Origin of the sequence: Aeromonas sp. MR7 (assembly GCF_963899385.1) — a bacterium.
GTDB lineage: Bacteria > Pseudomonadota > Gammaproteobacteria > Enterobacterales > Aeromonadaceae > Aeromonas > Aeromonas bestiarum.
The window spans coordinates 78,976-98,001 of the sequence record NZ_CAWQXH010000043.1; the positions used below are offsets into that span (position 1 = coordinate 78,976).

Below are 19,026 nucleotides of genomic sequence, written 5' to 3' on the forward strand. Positions count from 1 at the left end.
TACCTCGCCACAGCACCATCAATCAGCGATAGCGCTTCACTATGCCGTCATAGATACCGTTCTGCCGGATGGTGGCCAGCGCCTCCTGCAGCCGCTTGATCACTTCGGGCGCCGTCTTCAGGCTCGCCGCCACGTAGAGCTCCCCTCCGGTAAAGTCTTCGATGTCGTGCACTATCTTGAGGGTGTCGGGCCCATAGCCCGCCTGCCGCACATAGTAGTTCGCCGCCTCCTGCGACACGGGCCAGAGATCGATGCGCCCCATCAACAATTTGAGCATGTTGGCCTCGTTGCTGTTGTTGCGCTGCAGGTTGGAGAAGTTGAGACCGATCAGATACTGCTCCAGCGCATCGTTGCGCACTGTGCCGATGGACCAGGCCCGCGCTTGTGACAACTGGCTGAACGGCTTGATGTCATCGCGTTTGGCCAGGGCAAACACATGAAAGTTGATGCGGGCTATCACCCCGATCCACTGGAACTGCGCCTCGCGCTCGGGGAAGCGGCTGATGCTGTAGATGAGCACGTTGGGGCGGCTGCGGGCCAGCGAGATGGCCCTCGCCCAGGGATAGATGTCGAGGTCGTACTCGAATCCCGCCTCCTCCAGCATGGCCTCCACCACTTCGGTGCCCAGCCCCTTGATCTCGGCCTCTTCCAGATAGTTGTAGGGGGCATAGTCTTCGGTCACCACCTGCAGCGAGTCAGCGGCCCAGACCGGCGCCAGCCACAGCGACCAGCACAGCCATATCCATTTGCTTTTCATGCTCACCCCGGTGCGATCCTGCCTCGGTTAACTATTGCCGCCCCGCCCCAGAGATCAAATCACACAGCTCAACTGCGGCAATAATAATCACAATATGTTTTATATCAGTTGCTTGAGAACCCATGGAAAGCGACTACCTTTAATCTGTTGTGGCTGTGCTATAAGCCCCGACCCATAAGGAGAGGCGACATAGAAAAACCTCCCCCCCAATATGAAATTGCAGAGGCTCAACATGAATAAAACACTGATTACCTTACTGGTTTCAGGCTTGCTTGCGGCCAACGCCCAGGCTGCCGGACAAGACAACACCTGGTATGGCGGTGCCAAGCTGGGTTGGTCCAACTTCTATGGCGTCGATCACAACCAGAGCATCAAGGACAACTTCGCCATCGGCGAAGAGGACAAGAACGACGTCGGCGCCGGCGCTTTCCTCGGCTACCAGATCAACCAGAACCTCGGCGTCGAGCTCGGTTATGACTGGCTCGGCAAATACAAGTACACAGCAACCGACCTGCTGACGCCCACCGACATCAGCCAGGACGAGATCAAGGCCCAGCTGGCCCAGCTCACCATGAAGATAGGTCTGCCGGTGAGCGACAGCCTGGATCTCTACACTCGCCTCGGTGGTGCCTACGCCTGGACCGACAGCAAGCAGTTCGACAATGACAACGGGGCCGCCTTCGTCGGCGCACTGGGGGCCGAATACGCCTTCAACCGCGACTGGGCCGCCCGCCTCGAATACCAGTACACAACCCCGCTCGGTGACAAGGCGCTCGACAAGACGGGGGCCGAGCTCGACAACGGCCTGCTGGCGGTCGCCGTGGTCTACCGCTTCGGCCAGGTTGCTCCCGTGGTTGCGGCCCCGGTTCCGGCCCCCGCGCCTGAGCCCGTGGTGGTCGAGAAGCAGTTTACCCTGAGCTCGGACGTGCTGTTTGACTTCAACAAGGCGACCCTCAAAGCGGAAGGCGGACAGGCACTGGATAACCTCTACGGTCAGATTGAGCAAGCCAGACCCAAGGATGGCGTCGCCACAGTGATCGGCTATACCGACCGCATCGGCTCGGATGCCTACAACCAGAAGCTCTCCGAGCAGCGTGCCCACACTGTCGCCGATTACCTGGTCGGCAAGGGCCTGCCAGCAGGCAAGGTCAATGTGGAAGGGCGTGGCAAGGGTTCCCCTGTCACCGGCGACAGCTGCACCAGCAAATCCAAGCGTGAGCTGATCGTCTGCCTGGCCCCGGATCGCCGGGTCGAGGTCAAGGTGGAAGGGGTATCCGACGCTCAGCAGTAAGTTCCACCTCCTTGGCACCGGGTCTGTGGTGCCGGGATAAAAAAACGGGAGGCCTCTGGCCTCCCGTTTTCATTCTCGGCGGTTTCAGGCGCCCTTGCGCACCTCTGCCGCAATCTGGTCGAGCAGCTGTTGCCAACCCTGTCCCAGTTCGCTGACCAGGGAGCCGTAGCCATCCTCCGGCAACACCCGCACCTGCTGGAAGGGAACGTCACGCAGGACAGTGCCCTCTTCCGTCAGCAGGCGCCAGCGGCCACTCAGCACGGCGCGGCCGTCGTGGCGCCCCTGAAAGCGCTCGACCGAAATGGTCAGCACTGGCCCCTTGCGGGCACCGTCCTGGCGCACCACCCAACCGGGCAGCCGGCTGGAGAGACCGTTCAGGGTCAGCTGATCGAGCTGGGCATCCAGCGACCCCGCCCAGCGATGGTACTCGGCGAAGTGCAACTCCTTACCCTCCAGCTGATAGACCAGGCTCATCCTGTCCAGCTGGCCGGACAGGGAGACAGGTTTGAGCACCAGCTGGTGCTGCGGTTGCGCCGTCATAGTGGTCGGCTGCTGCGCCTCGGCATCGAGGGAGTAGTAGTGCAGCGCCGTCGGCGCCGAACTACAACCCGCCAGCAGGCCCAGCAAGGCCAGCGTCATCATCTGTTTTTTCATCATTGGCCTCGCTTGGGCTCGGGATCACGGGGACGGGCGCGATCGAAGATCAACGAACTCGGCTGCTCGTTGAGCGAATGCACCAGTGGCTGCAACTCACGCATCAGCTGATTGAGCGACTGTACCGACTGACGCAGATCCTGATTGGTCTGGGAGTTGGCATCGTACTCTTGCAGCGTGCTCTGCAACTGCTTCAGGCTGTCGTTCAGGGACGCCGGCAACTGCTGGGTCGCACTCTGGCCGGTAAACTTGTCCAGATTGGCGCTCACCGCGCTGACGTTCTTGAGGGTCTGGTCCAGGGTAACCAGGGTGTGATTCACCTGGTTCAGCGTCTTGGCCGTGTCCATGTCGACGAACTTGTCGAGGATCTGGTTCACCTTGCGCTCGATCTGGTCCAGCCCGGCCTGCACGGTCGGGAATACCTGATAACCGGCCAGCTTGATGGCCTGATACTTGGGGGCATCCGGATAGAAGTTCAGATCCACCACCTTGCCCCCGGTCAACAGGCTGGAGGTCTTGAGCGTCGCCCGCAACCCCTCCTTGAACTGCTTGCCGAACAGGGCGCGCCACTGCTCCTTCTCCGCGTTGGCGTAGCGGTGGGAGAGGCGCTGCACCTCGATGCGCGCCAGTACCGGGATCTGCCGGTTCTGGAATATCTGCACCCCTTTCTCGTCGATGAGATAGGGCGCCGAGATGACGGTGCCGACCCGGATGCCGCGATACTCCACCGCCGCACCGGGGTGCAGGCCACCGACGCTGTCTTCAAACAGGAACACGTAGTCGATGAACTGATCCAGGCTACCGGCCAGCACGCTGGCCTGATCCTGGAACAGGGTGAAATCGTCCATCTGCTTGGCCGGCTCACCCGGTGCCCAGCCAGGGGGCAGACCCATGGTGATACCGCCGTCGAGCAGGCTCTCCAGCGAGTCCATCTTCACCTTCATCCCCTCGCTGCTCATGGAGACCTCGAAACCCGGGGTCATCCAGAAGCGGGAGTTGCCGCTCACCAGCACGTCATAGGGGGCGTTGATGAAGATCTGGTACTGCATCTCGCTCTTCTCGGGCAGGAACTTGGCCTCCTCCACCTGGCCTATGGTGAAGCCCTGGTAGTTGATGGGCGAGCCCACCCCGAGCGCCCGGGTATCCCGGCTGCTCAGGGAGAGCCGCAGCCCCTTGGCGTCCTGGGAAGCCAGCGGCGGCTTGTCCAGCATGGCGTATTCGTCCAGCGGCCTGCCCTTCTTGCCGGGGGCCAGCTCGATGTAGGCGCCGGAGAGCAGGGTGCCGAGGCCCGAGACCCCTTCCCGGCCAACCCTGGGCTTGACCACCCAGAACTGGCTGTCTTTCTTGAGCATGCCGGCGGCGGCATTGGTCAGGCGAGCCTTCAGCACCGCATGGCTGTAGTCCTCGCTGAGCTCCACCGCCTCGATGCGGCCCACTTCCACCTCGCGGGAGCGGATCACCGTCTTGCCCGCCACTATGCCTTCGGCGGTTGCCACTGTCAGGGTGAAGCTGGGACCTTGCGAATACCAGTGCTGGAACAACATCCAGATGCCGATGAACAGCGCCAGCAGCGGCACCATCCAGATTGCGGCGGCCGAGCTCAGAAAATCAGAGCCGGGTTTCCACCTTTTCTTACGCTCACTCACGTTCGCGTTCTCCTTGTTGTAAATCCCAGATCAGGCGGGAATCGAAACTCATGGCTGCCACCATGGTAATCAGCACCACACCCGCAAATGCGACGGCCGCGGGGCCGGGGTAGATGGTCATCAGGTTGTCGAGCCGGATCAGGCCCGCCAGTATGGCCACCACGAAGACGTCGATCATCGACCAGCGTCCCACGAATTCAGTCATGCGATAGAGCTTGAGCTTGCCAAGGGGCGAGGCGCCGTGGCCGCGCTGTACCATATAGCAAAGCCACAACAGCGCCAGGATTTTCACCAGCGGCACCACCACGCTGGCGATGAAGATCACCGCGGCTATGGGGTAGGAACCCATGGCCCACAGCAAGACCACGCCGCCGAGGATGGTGGAAGGGCTGTCGTCCCCCAGAAAAACGGTATCCATGATGGGATAGAGGTTGGCGGGCACATAGAGGATCACAGAGGTGAAGAGCAGGGCCCAGGTCCGGTTCAGGCCGCCCGGCTTGCGGCTGTGCAGCTTGCCGCCGCAGCGCGGGCAGCTGTGCTCGCCCGCTTCGCTCAGGGCGCCGCAGATGTGACAGCCCACCAGCCCGGACGCCATGGCTGCGGCTTCGCCATCCGCATCCAGCTCGCGGGCTTCGGTCGGGCCGAACAGCCGTTGCCACAGCCACATCCGGTCCAGCGACGAGATCATCTTGATGAGCAACACCGTATAACCGACGAAGGCCCAGAACGACAGCCCCATCTTGATGTCGGCCATACCCATCAGCTTGACCAGCGAGATGAGCACCCCGATCAGGAAGACATCCACCATCAGCCAGGGCTTGATCCGGCACAGCAGGCGACCGAGGGAGCGCAGGGCATTGCTGTGCAAGTCCTTGTCGACCCGCCACAGCACCAGCATGATGGAGCCGATGTAGACCAGCGGCAGGCCGATCAGGGTCAGGCTCAGCACGGCGCCCAGAAACAGATAGCCCTGATCCACCAGCGTGGTGATGCACTGCAGAAACGTCATCTCCTGCCCCACTCCCTTGGCCGAGAACGACATGAAGGTAAAGGCGTTGGAGAGCACGAACATGATGAGGGCCGCAAAGCCGTAAGCGATGGGCCTGCGCTCCTGCTCCGGCAAATGACGGCTCAGGGTATGGCCGCAACGCGGACAGCTGCTCGTCTCCCCGACGGCCAGCGCGGTGGCCGGCACCAGCAGGTCACACTCTTCGCACGCGGTCGCGTCATGGGTATAGGTGGGTAGGTGTTGGTGTGAAACCGGATGCAAGATGAAACCCCAGCATGAGGCCCGCCACGGGGCCAGAGCCGCCAATTATTACAGCAGCGGCCCCTGCCGACCAGCACTGTCGTTGCACCATCCGGGATGGGAGCGAGAATGACTTTGACAAGCCAGTGACCATTTAGCACAATCAAACGCCACTTTTTTTCCGCGGGACAATAATTTATGACAACTGAATCCCCAAGCTACTCCACGATCGAGCAAGCCTTCTCCCTCGGGAACGGGCAAGATTCTGCCCTCAACTGGTTGCGCAAGAATCGCAGTCAGGTCGCCATCTTCCTGGTGAGCGGCATCAAGCTGGAGGGGACCATCAGCGGTTTCGACCAGTACAGCGTGCTGTTGACCGATGCCCATGGCAACCAGCAGCTGGTCTACAAGGCCAAGATCTCCACCATCGCCATGCACTCCGGCCGTCCCCAGGTCAGCATTCAGCGTGCCCGCAAGCCGCGCGTCTCCATGGCGCCGCGTCCCCATGGCGCCCCCGGTCGTTACGATGACAATCAGGGCGGCGGTAGCAGCGAGCAATAATGCGCTTGCCTGAATCACCCCCACGCCATTGCTGCGTCAAAGGGTGACCGAGTCCATTCTCATTTATCATGTCTGTCCCGTATGAGAATGGACTCCACTCTTCCTCCGAGTGGATCCACCTGTTTCACCGCCCTTTACTTCAATACGGCAAGTCGACCGGTCTGCCATCCCTGACCATGCAGGTCTGCATGCCCGCAGCCTGACCGGCCTGTACGCCAATTCCCGTATCCTCGAACACCAGACAGGTCGCCGGCTCGACCCCCAGCCGACGTGCAACCAGCAGAAACGTATCTGGATGGGGCTTGTGCAGAGCCACATCGTCGGCGGTCACCACCACGGAGAAGTAACGATCCAGCCCGGTATTGCGCAGCACGGCCTCGGCATTGATGCGGGGCGAGCCTGTGCCTATCCCCATGGGAATGAGGCCGTGATGACGCTGAACCAGTTCCAGCATGGCCGGAAAGACGGTGACCTTGTGCAGGTTGGCCACGTAGTGATCCGTCTTGCAGCGGGTCACTACCAGCGGGTCCAGGGCGATCTGCTGCTGCTCGGCGACCAGCAGGGCGATTTTGCGGCTCGGCATGCCACCGAGTTCATAGAACCAGTCGGCATCGAAGTGAAAACCAAACTCCCGGGCCGTGTGCGCCCAGGCGGCAAGGTGCAGTGGCATTGAGTCCACCAGGGTGCCATCGAGGTCAAATACCAGGCCTTGAAATCCGGAGAGAGTCATGGTGCGGGATCTGTGTCTGAAAATGGGTCCCCATTCTAGCCAGAGCCGCGCCCCGTCGCCATGACCTAGGTGGCGAGAAACGCTTGCCCCCACATTTGTGCCTGAAAATAGATGGGGGTCAGCTTGGCGGGATCCAGCTGATAGTTAGGTGCCAGCTGGGCAAGCAGCGGCCAGTTCCCCTGCTCATAGGTCTTCACCAGCTGGAACAGATGAAAGAGCGGCCCCTCGCTGGACTCGAGCGCCCGCTTCACATCCTTGGGCAGATGGGCCTTGAGCTGCTCGGAGAGCAGCGAGCCATCCAGCACCAGCCCCACCAGAAACGCCCAGCTGGCGGCGGCCTTGCCGAGCGCAGTCACGGCGATCAGCTCGCAGAAACGGCCACGGGCGATGGCCATGCGGGTACAGGCCTCCGGCATGTGCTGACTGACCCGCGCCAGCCCGTAGATGAGCACGAACTTGCGGATCTCCTGCTCCCCCAGATAGGAGAGCGCCCGTGTGACCGAGACGATGGGGCTGGCGTGATCGAAGCCAGGGGCGTTGACATAGGTCATCAGCTGGCCCGGCAGCCAGGCGTCCTGCTCCAGCAGGCTGGCGACCCTGGCAAAGGAGAACTCCTCATGGCAGATGATTTGCAGTATCTCCTGCACCAGCTTCATGTCCGGCTGGGCGGCGCGCTGATTCACCAGCTCGGGACGCGCGAGGAAACCGCCGGCAAAGAAGTCCACCCCCGCCTCCTTGAGCGGCAGAAAATCGCCCCAGGTCTCGATGTCGAGCGCCATCCGCTTGTGCTCGGTCGGCTGACTGATCCCCTCCTCCCCCATCCAGAACACCAGCAGCCGGGAGGCGTTGAACCAGCGGGGCTCGCGCTGGGCGCCGTGCACGGCCAGACGGCGTCGATAATCGCGCCACTGGGCCAGTACGGGAAACGAGGCGGGCAACCGCTCGGCCGAGGCCTCGACCAGTGGAATAGTGTCCTGATCGAACAGCAGGGGACGTTGCTCATCGAGTTGTTCATGGCTGAAGGGCAGCAAGTATTGGCGCCCCTGGGCCAGCAGACGGCATTGCGTCGCGAGAAGAGTCCATTCGGCGGGGTCGGCAAGCTGATAGTCCATGCCATAGGCAACGAGGGCGAGACGACGATTGAAGATGGGATAGCGACGTAACAACATGGGCTCACCGATAGGCTAGCGTACACGCCCTCCCCTGCGACTTGGCATGATAGAGCGCCTGATCGGCCTGTTCGGTCAAGCTCTGCCATGTTCCATCCAGCGAGGGAACCAGATAGCTAAAGCCTATGCTAACCGTAATGAAATCAGCAACTCGGGAAGCCGGATGTGGGATCTTTAATTCACTGAGCCCCTCGTGAATCCGCTCCGCCAACCGCTCGGCCTCTTCGGGTTGCGGGCCGCACAGCAGGATAACGAACTCCTCCCCGCCGTAGCGGGCCACCAGGTTGGTGCGCCGCCGCTCCGCCTCCTGCAGCAAACTGGCTACCTGTTGCAGACACAGATCCCCCTTGGCATGACCGAAGTGATCGTTGTAGGACTTGAACTCGTCCACGTCGATCATCAGCACCGCCAGCAGGCCCTGGTGACGACGGGCCCACTCCCACTCCCGCTGCATGGTGAGATCCCAGTGGCGACGGTTGGCGATGCCGGTCAGGGGATCCTCCAGCGACAGCAGCGACAGTCGCTTGTTGGCCGCCTCCAGCGCCCGGTTGGTCTCCGCCAATTGCATGGTGCGCTCGCTGACCCTCAGCTCCAGCTCCCGGTTGAAGCGCTCCAGCGCGGCCTGGGTGCGCTGACGGATCAACAGCTGGGAGAGCATGGCCGCATACTGCTTGAAGATCTCGCTCTGGTACGCCTTGAGCGGCCGCCGCCACAGCAGGTTGTCGGCGGCGATCCAGCCGATGGGCGTGGCGCCGTCCCACAGCGAGACCATGGCATTCCAGCCGCGCCCTACCTCCTGCTTCTCGTAGTAGAGCGGCGCATCTTCCAGTACCAGCACATAGTCCTTGCGGCGCAGGGCCTCCTGCACCGTGGGGTGCTCCGGAATGGGGCTGATGAAGTGGTGCTCGTCGATGAGTTCACCCGCCTCGTTGGTACCCCAGGTGCCGTGCATTGTCTTGAACTCGGCGTCGACCAGGAAGATGGCGATGCGGTCGAACTGCAGATCCTGACGGGCCAGCGCCACCGCATCGTGCAGCAGCTGATGCTCGCTGTCGCAACGGGAGAGTTTGACCCCCACCTGATGCAGCGCCTGCAACATGCTGAGGAAAGAGTCTTGCAGCGCCTGGCTGCGGATGAGATCGGCCTGGGTGTGCCTGCGCTGATCCCGCTCCTGATCGATCTGGCTGGCGAGCAACCGGCTCTCCAGCTCGGCGGCCAGGTAGTGCATCAGCAACTGGATGCTCTGCTGCTGGCGTCGGGAGAGGCGATCGAGGCGACGGCGAGTCTCCAGATAGACCACGGCCTTGAGCCCCTTCTGGCGTTTGAGCGGGAAGCAGGCACGCAGGCGTGGAATTTCGGGTTCGACCGTCTCCCAGACATCGGTCGTCGGGGCTATCTGCTCCACCACCAGCTGGCCCTTGTCGAAGGCATGCTCGATGAAGATGACGGGGAGTTTGAGGGGGGCGGCAATGTCCGCATTCAGGCAGATCAGCCCCTGATCGAGCTGAAAGCTGTAAAGTTGGGACTCGGGAGCCCGCAACCAGAGGTAAATTTGTTCGGCTTCTGTCTTTTCCCTGACCGCTGCCAGCGTCACTTCACAGAGATGTTCAAAACTGGTGAAGTGCTCTGGATCCCATTCCTGCATGCCTGCCATCCTTGGTTGTATCCAAGCGAGTATATCGGCAAACCTTGCACATTAATTGACTAGGCAGTCAAAAGCGCGATCCAGAGCCCAATTTTTATAACAAATTCAATGCCTGCATCGCGCTGCGGATGCGCTCGCGGGTCGCCTCGGACAGCGGCATCACCGGCAGGCGACACTCTTCGCTGCAAAAGCCCAGCAGGGAGACCGCATACTTGGCGCCCGCCGGGCTCGGCTCGGCGAACATGGCCTGATGCAGCGGAATGAGCGTGTCCTGCAACTCACGGGCGGCCTGCCACTCACCAGCCAGCGTCAGGTTCTGCACCTCGGCCACCAGCTTGGGGGCCACGTTGGCCGTCACCGAGATGCAGCCCTGGCCGCCACCTATGTTGTAGGCCACCGCGGTGGCATCTTCGCCGGAGAGCCAGGCGAACGGCTTCTTGATCAGCTGGCGCTCGGTCCAGGGGCGGGCCAGGTCGCCGGTGGCATCCTTCACGCCGGCGATGCGTGGCAGTTCGGCCAGGCGGGCCAGGGTCGCCGGTTGCACGTCCACGATGGCGCGCGGCGGAATGTTGTAGACGATGATGGGCTTGGTCGTCGCATCGTGCACCGCCTTGAAGTGGTGGTAGAGCCCCTCCTGATTGGGACGGTTGTAGTAACCGGCCACATGCAGGGTCGCATCGGCCCCCGCCTGCTCGGCGTGGCGGGTGTATTCGATCGCTTCGACCGGGTTGTTGGAACCGGCGCCGGCAATCACGGGAATGCGCCCCGCCACCTGCTTGACTACCAGTTCCACCACCCGGCAATGCTCGTCGTGGGTCAGGGTCGGGCTCTCACCCGTGGTACCGACCGGCACTATGCCGTGGGTCCCCTGCGCTATGTGCCACTCCACCAGACGGGCCAGTGCGGCCTCATCCAGCTGGCCCTGTCGAAATGGGGTGATCAGGGCAACTATCGAACCTTGAAACATGGGATTTCCTTCTCCGTTGACTCGCATATGGCAATAAAAAACCCCGGTACGGGCTGCGCAACCGGGGTTTGAATCTTCTCAGGGATGAGAGGTTACGCGCGAACGTCGGCAGGCCCGAATGTCAGGCTTTTCTTGTGCTTTCGTTTCAACCCGTTGAACCGCATTTCATCATCTCTGGTCAAAAAATGGTGTCTGGGCATATTTCGGGAACACGGCATAAATGTCAAGGCGAAAGGGGCTATGTATAATGGCCGCCCAAAATTGTGTGGAGAGACCCGATGAGCAGCCCTGTCAGTGCCGTCAGCCAGATGCTGGAACGAAACCAAGCCCTCTTTGTCGGCAAGCGGCTACTTGTCTGCGGGACGCTGGAGGATGACTATCCCCGCCAGCTGGCCGAGCTGGCCCGCTCCCTGACAGTATTCACCACGGACTATTGCTACTACCGCAGTCAGCAGGCCGCACTGGGGGACGCCATCCTGTTCGATCACCAGCTCGGCGGCGCCCCCCGTTTCGATGCTTTGCTGCTGCTGATGCCCAAGGCCAAGGCCGAGGCGCAATACCTGCTGGCCATGATGGCCCCCCTGCTGGAGACTGGCGCCGATCTGTTTCTGGCCGGTGAGAATCGCGGCGGCATCAACGGCGCCGACAAGCTGCTGGCCCCTTACGGCGACAAGCCCATCAAGCGCGACTCGGCGCGCCGCTGCTCTCTCTATCACGGTGAGCTGAGCAAACCGGTAGCACCATTCGAACTGGACGCCTGGTTCAGCCGGTATGAATGCAAGGCGGGTGAGACGGCGCTGACCGTGCTGGCGCTGCCGGGGGTATTCAGTGCCGACGAGCTGGATCTGGGCAGCCAGATGTTGCTGGCCAGCCTGCCGCCGATGCGGGGCAAGCTGCTCGATTTTGGTTGCGGCGCAGGAGTCATAGGGTCAATGCTGGCCAAGCGTAATCCGGATCTGACGGTCAGCATGGTGGATATCAGCGCGCTGGCGCTGGAGTCGAGCCGCCGCACCCTGGCCGTCAATGGCTTGCAGGGGAAGGTTCATGCCTCTGACGTTTACTCCGACATTGCTGAAAAGTTTCAACATATCGTCTCGAACCCTCCCTTCCACGCCGGGCTCAAGACCTTCTATGCTGCCACCGAAACCTTCCTCGCCAAGGCACCGGAATACCTGTTGGCGAATGGCGGTCTGACCATAGTCGCCAACGCCTTCCTGCGATATCAGCCTATACTGGATACGCACTTCAAACGGACCGAAGTGGTCAACAGCGACAGCAAATTCAAGGTGTATCTGAGCAAAGTGTAAATAAGTGTAACCGGTGTAATAAAACAAGTAGAGGGCCCCATCCGGGATCTGATAAGGTAATTGTCAATCGTTTAACCACCCCTTTAGGGGTGTTTTTTTGCAGTGAGCTGAAAACCTTTTCATATCATAAATTCAGGGAGAGAAATACGATGGCAGGCATACTCACCATGATACTGGCAGGCGGCGAAGGAACCCGTCTCCAGCCGCTTACCACCACTCGCAGCAAGCCCTCTGTCCCGTTCGGCGGCAGCTATCGACTGATCGACTTCGTCCTCAACAACTTCGTCAACGCAGACTTCCTGCGCATCTACGTATTGACCCAATTCAAGTCCCAGTCCCTCTATCTGCACATGAAGAAGGGCTGGAACATAGTCGGCATCACGGACCGCTTCATCGACCCCATTCCTGCCCAGATGCGGATGGGCAAACGCTGGTATGACGGCACGGCCGATGCCATCTACCAGAACCTGCGTTTCATCGAGATCTCCGACCCCGAGCACGTCTGCATCTTCGGCTCCGACCACATCTACAAGATGGATGTGAGCCAGATGGTGACCTTCCACAAACAAAAGGCCGCCGCCCTGACCGTCGCCGCCCTGCGCATGCCCATCGAGGAGGCGAGCGCCTTCGGAGTGATCGAGGTGGATCAGGAAGGGCGCATGATAGGTTTCGAAGAAAAACCCAAACATCCGAAGCACATTCCGGGAGATCCCACCCAGGCACTGGTCTCGATGGGAAACTATATCTTCGAAACCGAAGCGCTCTACCGCGAGCTCAAGCGCGATGCCGCCGAGGAGAACTCCAGCCACGATTTTGGCAAGGACATCATCCCCAGCCTGTTCCCGCGCGCCCCCGTCTATGTCTACGACTACAGTACCAACGTGATCCCGGGCGAGAAGCCCAACGTCTACTGGCGCGACGTGGGCACCCTCGACTCCTACTGGCAGGCGCACATGGATCTGGTGGCGGACGACGCCCCCTTCTCCCTCTACAACCGCAAGTGGCCGCTGCACACTCACTATCCGCCCCTGCCGCCCGCCACCTTCGTCGATACCGATGACTGCAAGGTCAAGATTGCCAACTCCCTGATCTCCGGCGGTTGCTTCATTCAGGGCAGCCAGATCCAGCGCTCCATCCTGGGTTTTCGCTGCAACATAGGCCCCTGCAGCCACATCAGCGAGTCAGTGTTGCTCGGGGATGTGAAGATTGGCGAAGGCTGTTCCATTCGGCGCGCCATCATTGACAAGAACGTTGAAATTGCACCCGGCACCGTGATCGGTGAAAATCTGGACCATGACAGAGAGAGATTTACCGTATCCGAAGGCGGTATCGTCGTGGTACCTAAGGGAGCAAGAGTTGGCTATTAACCCACTGAAAATCCTGTTTGTTGCCTCGGAAGTTGAGGGGCTTGTGAAGACCGGGGGCCTGGCGGACGTGGCCAGAGCCCTGCCGCTGTATCTGGCCCAGAAGGGCCATGACGTCAGGATCATCCTGCCCTTCTACAAGACGATCAAACGCCGTGATGAGGCCAGACTGATCGCCTCGCGCTGGTTGCCAACCCATCCGGGACTGCCGGATATCGGCTATCGCATCTATCAGATGGAGCTGGAAGGGGTCTGTGTCTACCTGCTCGACTGCCCGCAATATTTCGATCGACCCCAGCTCTACGCCGAGAACAACCAGGCCTATGGCGACAATGGTGAACGCTTCGCCTTCTTCTCGGCCGCGGCCCTGCATGCTTGCGAACAGCTCAACTTTGCCCCCGACATAGTGCACTGCAACGACTGGCATACCGGTCTGCTGCCGCTGCTGCTCAAGTCCCGTCATGCCCATAACCCCTTCTTCCAGCACACCCGCAGCGTGATCAGCATTCACAACGCGGCCTTCCAGGGAGTGTTCGGTCGGGAGCAGTTCTGGGCCATGCCCGAGATTGCCGAGTATGAACAGCGCATCAGCTACGACTACGGTCACATCAACCTGCTCAAGTGCGGGGTGCTCTATGCCGACAAGATCAATGCGGTCAGTCCCAACTACGCCAGCGAGCTGCTGACCCACCTGGGCGCCCACGGCATGGCCAGCATCTTCCAGCAGCGGGCAGCCGACCTGCGCGGCATTCTCAATGGCTGCGACTATCAGGACTGGGATCCGGCCTTCGACGACTTCCTGCCCGCCACCTATGACGTCGACAACCTCGCCGGCAAGCGGGTCTGCAAGCAGACACTGCAACAGGAAACCGGCCTGCCGGTGGCGGATCTGCCCATCTACGGCATGGTGTGCCGGCTGACCGAGCAGAAAGGGGTGCACCTGTTGCTGCCGGTGCTGGACAAGTTCCTGCATCACAAGGTGCAGGTGGTGATAGTGGGCTCGGGGGATCCCTCCCTCGCCGCCCAGTTGCAGGCCATGGCTCAGCAGTACCCGGACAAGTTTGCCTTCATCAACACCTATGACGACCGGCTGGCCCACCTGGTGGAAGCGGGCGCCGACTTTTTCCTGATGCCCTCCCTGTTCGAACCCTGCGGTCTCAACCAGATGTACAGCCTGGCCTACGGCACCTTGCCGCTGGTGCGGGCCGTCGGTGGCCTCAAGGATACCGTAGTGGACTGGGATGCCGATCCTGAGCACGCCACCGGCTTCTGCTTCAACGATCCGACCGCCAACATACTGCTCGATGCCATGCGCCGCAGCCTGCTCTATTACCTGCAGGATCCCGAACGGTTTGCCAGAGTGCAGCGCAACGCCATGAACACCCGCTTCAACTGGCCGGACTCGGTCACCCAGTATGAGCAGATGTATCGGGATGCCCTGGCGCGTCAATGACGCTAATTGCTGAAGTTTTGTGCCCTTAGCACTGCTTTGAACGTCAACAGCGAAAAAAGTCCCCTTTGGCTGTTGACGCTCTTCCAAAACTCTATAGAATCCCCCACCGCAGTGATGCGAAGGTGGCGGAATTGGTAGACGCGCTAGCTTCAGGTGTTAGTGTCCCACGGATGTGAGGGTTCGAGTCCCTCTCTTCGCACCATACTGCAACATGCTTTTATCAGACAGCATGTCAATCCAGACTGATAACCCGAATGTGCGAAGGTGGCGGAATTGGTAGACGCGCTAGCTTCAGGTGTTAGTGCCCCCCGGGTGTGAGGGTTCGAGTCCCTCTCTTCGCACCATGCTTCTCCAGATAGCATGTAAATCAAAACTGGTAACACAATGTGCGAAGGTGGCGGAATTGGTAGACGCGCTAGCTTCAGGTGTTAGTGTCCCACGGATGTGAGGGTTCGAGTCCCTCTCTTCGCACCATGCTTCTCCAGACAGCATGTAAATCAAAACTGGTAACACAATGTGCGAAGGTGGCGGAATTGGTAGACGCGCTAGCTTCAGGTGTTAGTGCCCCCCGGGTGTGAGGGTTCGAGTCCCTCTCTTCGCACCATGATTCTGACATGTAAAAACAGAGCAATGCGCTCCAACCGCATTTAAAAACCAGCTGGAGAAAATCAGTGTGCGAAGGTGGCGGAATTGGTAGACGCGCTAGCTTCAGGTGTTAGTGTCCCACGGATGTGAGGGTTCGAGTCCCTCTCTTCGCACCATTCATTACATAAAAAGCCCATCACGCAAGTGATGGGCTTTTTGTTTTTACTCCTTGTTATGACTATGCTTTTGACGACTTACCGCCCATCGTCATGCCAAGGAACGCATATGATACTGGATACCGACATTCACAACTTCTACGAGCATCTGGTGCTCAAGGAGATTGAGAGACAGGGTCTGAACCTGACGCTGAACGCCAACCAGATGGCCGATCTCTGCTGCCTGACCCTCAACCAGCTGCCCTCCCACTACATACGTCACGACGTCGACATGATCTACTTCCTGACCGATGCCAAGCGTACCGAGATGGAGAAAAACGTCATTGAGTCGCTCAAGCTGGCACAGGAGAAGGTCCAGAGCGCCCCCATCCCCTGATCCTCACCAGGGCTGCTGCCAGATCAGAGCCGCTATGCCGGTCATCCCGGCCACCGGCAGCAAAATAAGGGCAGGCCTCAGCCTGGGTTCCAGCATGACCCAGGCGGCCAGCACAAAGCCAAGACTCCAGATGCCGTACTCCTTCTCCTGACCCCAGCCCAGCACGGCCAGCAGCCCGACCAACAACATGACTCTCACAATCCAGATCATGGTGATGCCTCCTCCCGCATTATTTGATAACGATTATCATTTGTATTTTAGGAGTATGCAATCGGACTTTTCTATCAGAGTCGAATGTCCCATAGGGGCAAACAGAGCACTCAAAAACGGGTTATGAGATCAACTAATTTGTAAGTTTTTCAATCAAAACTGCATTTTTGCTAAATCTGTTGGGATTTGCCCCCCCAGGTTTGTGGTAGATTGCGGCCTCTTTTTGGGTTGGCCCCTCGGGATACGTGTATCCACAGGACGAGAGGGACTGACCTTGGCGAGCAAGAGTTTAGGAAGTATCTATGCAAAACCAACAAAACCACATCCGACTACCGGGCATGTCGCAGGTGTTTGCCTGCCTGGCCATTTTCCTGGCCCTGGCCTTCTCGTTTACCAGCGTGCTCGACCTGCCAATCCAGTTGGCGCTGTTCATTGCCTGGTTCGTCATCATGGGGCTCGGCATCAAGCTCGGCCATGATTACAAGTCCCTGGAGCAGGCCGCCGTCGATGGCGTCTCCAAGGGGATGGGGGCCATCCTGATCCTGGTCTCCGTCGGTGCCCTGGTCGGCACCTGGATCGCCGGCGGCATAGTGCCCAGCATCATCTACTTCGGCCTCAAGGTGATACACCCCTCCATCTTCCTGCTGGCGACCCTGATCATCTGCTCCCTCACCTCCCTGGCCACCGGTACCTCCTGGGGCTCGGCCGCCACCGCCGGCATCGCCATGATGGGCATTGGCCACAGCCTGGGCGTCCCCGCCCCCCTGGTGGCCGGCGCCGTGCTCTCCGGTGTCTATTTCGGTGACAAGCTCTCCCCGCTCTCCGACTCCGTGGTGCTGGCATCGACCATGTCCAACGTCGATGTGGTGGAACACATCAAGGGGATGCTGCCCATCAGCCTAGTCTCCTATGTCATCACGGCCGTGCTGTTCACCCTGGTCGGCATGCAGTATTCGGGCAATGTCAGCCTGGAGCAGGTCAATCTGGTGATGGAGGCGCTCGACAAGCAGTTCAACATCACGCCGCTGGCCATAGTCCCCGTGGTGCTGGTGCTGGGCCTCTTGGCCAACCGCAAACCCGCCTTCCCGGTGATCAGCTTCGGCGCCCTGCTGGGCCTGATCTGGGCCATCGCATTTCAGGACATGGATCCGGTCAAGGCGATGCACTCAGCCTACAGCCCCTTCCCCATCATCTCCGGCATCGACTTCATCGACAACATCCTGGGTCGTGGTGGCATGGAGTCCATGCTGGGCTCGGTGGCCGTGATCATCTTCGGTCTGGGCTTTGGCGGCCTGCTGGAGAAGGTCGGTATTCTGGAAGTGATCGCCGGCGCCTTCGAGAAGCGCATCAACAGCGTCGGCAGCCTGACCAGCCACACCATAGGCACCGCCTTCCTGGCCAACGTGTTCGGCTCGGCCATGTATGTGTCGCTGATCCTGACCCCCAAGATCATGGCCAAGAACTACGACCGGCTGGGACTGGCACGCAAGAACCTCTCCCGCAACGCCGAGTTCGGCGGCACCCTCACCTGCGGCATGGTGCCCTGGAGCGACAACGGCATCTTCATGGCCGGAGTGCTCGGGGTCGCCACCCTCGACTACCTGCCCTATATGTGGCTCAGCTTCACCTGCATCATAGTGACCATCACCCTCGCCTACCTGGGCAAGGCGGTGAACCGGGTTCCGCTGGTGGCCGCTGCCAGCTCCCGCTAATCGTTGCGAGATCAATGACAAAGGCGCCATCACGGCGCCTTTTGTTTGAGCGGGATTCGAGGTTAAGCTGGCAGCCACCCCAGTCGCGAGTGGCAGGATGCCCAGATGAATTTTACCTTTCGCCAGATCCGCTATTTCGTCGCCGTAGCCGACAGTTTCTCGGTCAGCCGCGCCGCCGCCGAGCTGCACATCTCCCAGTCGGCGGTCACCAGCGCCATTCGCGAGCTGGAAACCGAGCTGGGCGCCGCCTTGTTCGAACGCAATCCGCGCGGGGTCAGCCTCACCACCCAGGGCCACCAGTTTTTGCTGCACGCCCGCCGCATCCTTGGCGCCATGACCGAAGCCGGCCAGTCCCTCAAGGCGGTGGCCCAGCAGGATCAGGGGCAGCTCACCATAGGGGTCACTACCCTGGTGGCCGGTTACTACCTGTCGGAGGCGCTCGGACGCTTTCGCCGCGCCTTTCCGGCGGTGCGGATCGAGGTGAAGGAGGATGAACAGCCCTATCTCGAGCACCAGATAGTCAACGGCGAGGTGGACGTGGGGATCCTCATGACCAACCGCACCATCCGCCAGGAGGCGTTCGATACCGAGCTGCTGACCCGCTCGCCGCTGCGGGTCTGGCTCGCCGCCAACCACCCGCTCTGCGCCGAATCGACCCTCTCCCTCAAGGCGCTCGGTGAGGAGCCCATGATCTCGCTGACCGCCGATCAGCTGGACCAGATCATCGGCGGCGGCCTGCGCCGCTATGGCATAGCGCCGCGCATAGTGCTGCGCACCGCCTCGGTGGAGGCGGTGCGCAGCCTGGTAGCCAGCCAGCTCGGGGTTGCCCTGTTGCCGGACTTTGCCTATCGCCCCTGGTCACTGGAGCAGGAGCGGGTCGAGGCCCGCACCATCAAGGAACCCATTCCCGCCATCGACATAGGGCTGGTGTGGCGGCGCGGCTCGCGGCTGGATTGGACTGCTCGCGAATTCATCGACATAGTGCGGGATCAGAGCCGCTTGCGGGCCCGTCAGCAGGTTTCTCGCTAACCGCTCCCGGGGACCTGACGACCGTATTTGCCACAGAAATTCAGATTCATCTGCACTCGATATCGATTTAGCAGATACCTCTGGCGTTAAAAATTGAAATTCTCATTACCACCGTCTTCTCCTACGCTCATGACTGGTTAACAGG

The 19,026-nt window shown here is 60.5% G+C and carries 17 protein-coding genes and 5 tRNA genes; 13 read left to right on the forward strand and 9 right to left on the reverse strand.

Annotated elements, in window-relative coordinates; genetic code table 11:
* Positions 1–22: 22 nt before the first annotated feature.
* Positions 23–757: a substrate-binding periplasmic protein gene (locus AACW87_RS16395; RefSeq protein ID WP_241325560.1), complete on the reverse strand. Its 735-nt coding sequence runs from the start codon at positions 755–757 to the stop codon at positions 23–25.
* Positions 758–989: 232 nt separating this feature from the next.
* Here AACW87_RS16395 and ompA point away from each other — a divergent pair, with 232 nt between their 5' ends.
* On the forward strand, positions 990–2,048 hold the full coding sequence (gene ompA / locus AACW87_RS16400) for a porin OmpA (protein ID WP_241325561.1): 1,059 nt from the start codon (positions 990–992) through the stop codon (positions 2,046–2,048).
* A gap of 84 nt (positions 2,049–2,132) precedes the next feature.
* On the opposite strand, the gene AACW87_RS16405 is transcribed toward ompA, so the two are convergent.
* Genes AACW87_RS16405 through AACW87_RS16415 form a run of 3 tightly spaced genes read right to left on the reverse strand, consistent with a single transcriptional unit; the run spans position 2,133 to position 5,618 of the window.
* Positions 2,133–2,702 carry a PqiC family protein gene (locus AACW87_RS16405; RefSeq protein ID WP_080741096.1) on the reverse strand — a complete coding sequence of 190 codons (570 nt, stop codon included), beginning with the start codon at positions 2,700–2,702 and terminating at the stop codon, positions 2,133–2,135.
* Positions 2,702–4,348 carry an intermembrane transport protein PqiB gene (pqiB, locus tag AACW87_RS16410; RefSeq protein WP_016352115.1) on the reverse strand — a complete coding sequence of 549 codons (1,647 nt, stop codon included), beginning with the start codon at positions 4,346–4,348 and terminating at the stop codon, positions 2,702–2,704. The genes AACW87_RS16405 and pqiB overlap by 1 nt, the downstream gene beginning before the upstream one ends.
* On the reverse strand, positions 4,341–5,618 hold the full coding sequence (locus AACW87_RS16415; protein ID WP_043137196.1) for a paraquat-inducible protein A: 1,278 nt from the start codon (positions 5,616–5,618) through the stop codon (positions 4,341–4,343). The genes pqiB and AACW87_RS16415 overlap by 8 nt, the downstream gene beginning before the upstream one ends.
* 177 nt (positions 5,619–5,795) lie before the next feature.
* Between AACW87_RS16415 and hfq the strand changes: the two genes are divergently transcribed.
* A complete protein-coding gene (hfq, locus tag AACW87_RS16420) occupies positions 5,796–6,158 on the forward strand; it encodes an RNA chaperone Hfq (protein ID WP_011707507.1) in 363 nt (120 codons plus the stop codon).
* Positions 6,159–6,297: 139 nt separating this feature from the next.
* Here the strand turns inward: hfq and AACW87_RS16425 are convergent, their stop codons facing one another.
* The 4 genes from AACW87_RS16425 to dapA form a co-directional block, all read right to left on the reverse strand.
* The gene (locus AACW87_RS16425) at positions 6,298–6,888 is read right to left on the reverse strand and encodes an HAD family hydrolase (RefSeq protein ID WP_241325562.1); all 591 of its coding nucleotides are present in this window, start codon (positions 6,886–6,888) and stop codon (positions 6,298–6,300) included.
* A gap of 65 nt (positions 6,889–6,953) precedes the next feature.
* Complete coding sequence (locus tag AACW87_RS16430) at positions 6,954–8,057, reverse strand: EAL and HDOD domain-containing protein (protein WP_043137203.1); 1,104 nt, start codon at positions 8,055–8,057, stop codon at positions 6,954–6,956.
* 4 nt (positions 8,058–8,061) lie between these two features.
* The gene (locus tag AACW87_RS16435; RefSeq protein WP_241325563.1) at positions 8,062–9,702 is read right to left on the reverse strand and encodes a GGDEF domain-containing protein; all 1,641 of its coding nucleotides are present in this window, start codon (positions 9,700–9,702) and stop codon (positions 8,062–8,064) included.
* Positions 9,703–9,796: 94 nt separating this feature from the next.
* Complete coding sequence (dapA, locus tag AACW87_RS16440) at positions 9,797–10,669, reverse strand: 4-hydroxy-tetrahydrodipicolinate synthase (protein WP_043554405.1); 873 nt, start codon at positions 10,667–10,669, stop codon at positions 9,797–9,799.
* A gap of 278 nt (positions 10,670–10,947) precedes the next feature.
* On the opposite strand from dapA, the gene rsmC reads away from it, so the two are divergent.
* From rsmC to AACW87_RS16485, 9 genes are all read left to right on the forward strand, one after another.
* Positions 10,948–11,976 carry a 16S rRNA (guanine(1207)-N(2))-methyltransferase RsmC gene (gene rsmC, locus AACW87_RS16445; protein WP_241325564.1) on the forward strand — a complete coding sequence of 343 codons (1,029 nt, stop codon included), beginning with the start codon at positions 10,948–10,950 and terminating at the stop codon, positions 11,974–11,976.
* Positions 11,977–12,083: 107 nt separating this feature from the next.
* On the forward strand, positions 12,084–13,343 hold the full coding sequence (gene glgC / locus AACW87_RS16450; protein WP_274454401.1) for a glucose-1-phosphate adenylyltransferase: 1,260 nt from the start codon (positions 12,084–12,086) through the stop codon (positions 13,341–13,343).
* The gene (gene glgA / locus AACW87_RS16455; RefSeq protein ID WP_241325565.1) at positions 13,333–14,793 is read left to right on the forward strand and encodes a glycogen synthase GlgA; all 1,461 of its coding nucleotides are present in this window, start codon (positions 13,333–13,335) and stop codon (positions 14,791–14,793) included. The genes glgC and glgA overlap by 11 nt, the downstream gene beginning before the upstream one ends.
* Positions 14,794–14,909: 116 nt before the next feature.
* Positions 14,910–14,995 (forward strand) — tRNA-Leu (locus AACW87_RS16460).
* 56 nt (positions 14,996–15,051) lie between these two features.
* Positions 15,052–15,137, forward strand: a tRNA-Leu gene (locus AACW87_RS16465).
* A 44-nt stretch (positions 15,138–15,181) separates the two neighbouring features.
* Positions 15,182–15,267 (forward strand) — tRNA-Leu (locus AACW87_RS16470).
* A gap of 44 nt (positions 15,268–15,311) precedes the next feature.
* A tRNA-Leu gene (locus AACW87_RS16475) sits at positions 15,312–15,397 on the forward strand.
* A gap of 71 nt (positions 15,398–15,468) precedes the next feature.
* Positions 15,469–15,554, forward strand: a tRNA-Leu gene (locus AACW87_RS16480).
* 109 nt (positions 15,555–15,663) lie between these two features.
* Positions 15,664–15,930 carry a late competence development ComFB family protein gene (locus AACW87_RS16485; protein ID WP_043137219.1) on the forward strand — a complete coding sequence of 89 codons (267 nt, stop codon included), beginning with the start codon at positions 15,664–15,666 and terminating at the stop codon, positions 15,928–15,930.
* Positions 15,931–15,933: 3 nt separating this feature from the next.
* Here the strand turns inward: AACW87_RS16485 and AACW87_RS16490 are convergent, their stop codons facing one another.
* Entirely contained in the window at positions 15,934–16,140 is a 207-nt protein-coding gene (locus AACW87_RS16490) for a hypothetical protein (RefSeq protein ID WP_021141290.1), read from the reverse strand.
* Between the two features lie 302 nt (positions 16,141–16,442).
* On the opposite strand from AACW87_RS16490, the gene nhaC reads away from it, so the two are divergent.
* Together nhaC and AACW87_RS16500 are read left to right on the forward strand one after the other, a co-directional pair.
* Positions 16,443–17,852, forward strand: a complete 1,410-nt coding sequence (gene nhaC, locus AACW87_RS16495; protein WP_043137222.1) for a Na+/H+ antiporter NhaC — start codon at positions 16,443–16,445, stop codon at positions 17,850–17,852.
* A gap of 105 nt (positions 17,853–17,957) precedes the next feature.
* The gene (locus AACW87_RS16500; protein ID WP_043137224.1) at positions 17,958–18,881 is read left to right on the forward strand and encodes a LysR family transcriptional regulator; all 924 of its coding nucleotides are present in this window, start codon (positions 17,958–17,960) and stop codon (positions 18,879–18,881) included.
* The last annotated feature ends 145 nt before the right edge of the window (positions 18,882–19,026 follow it).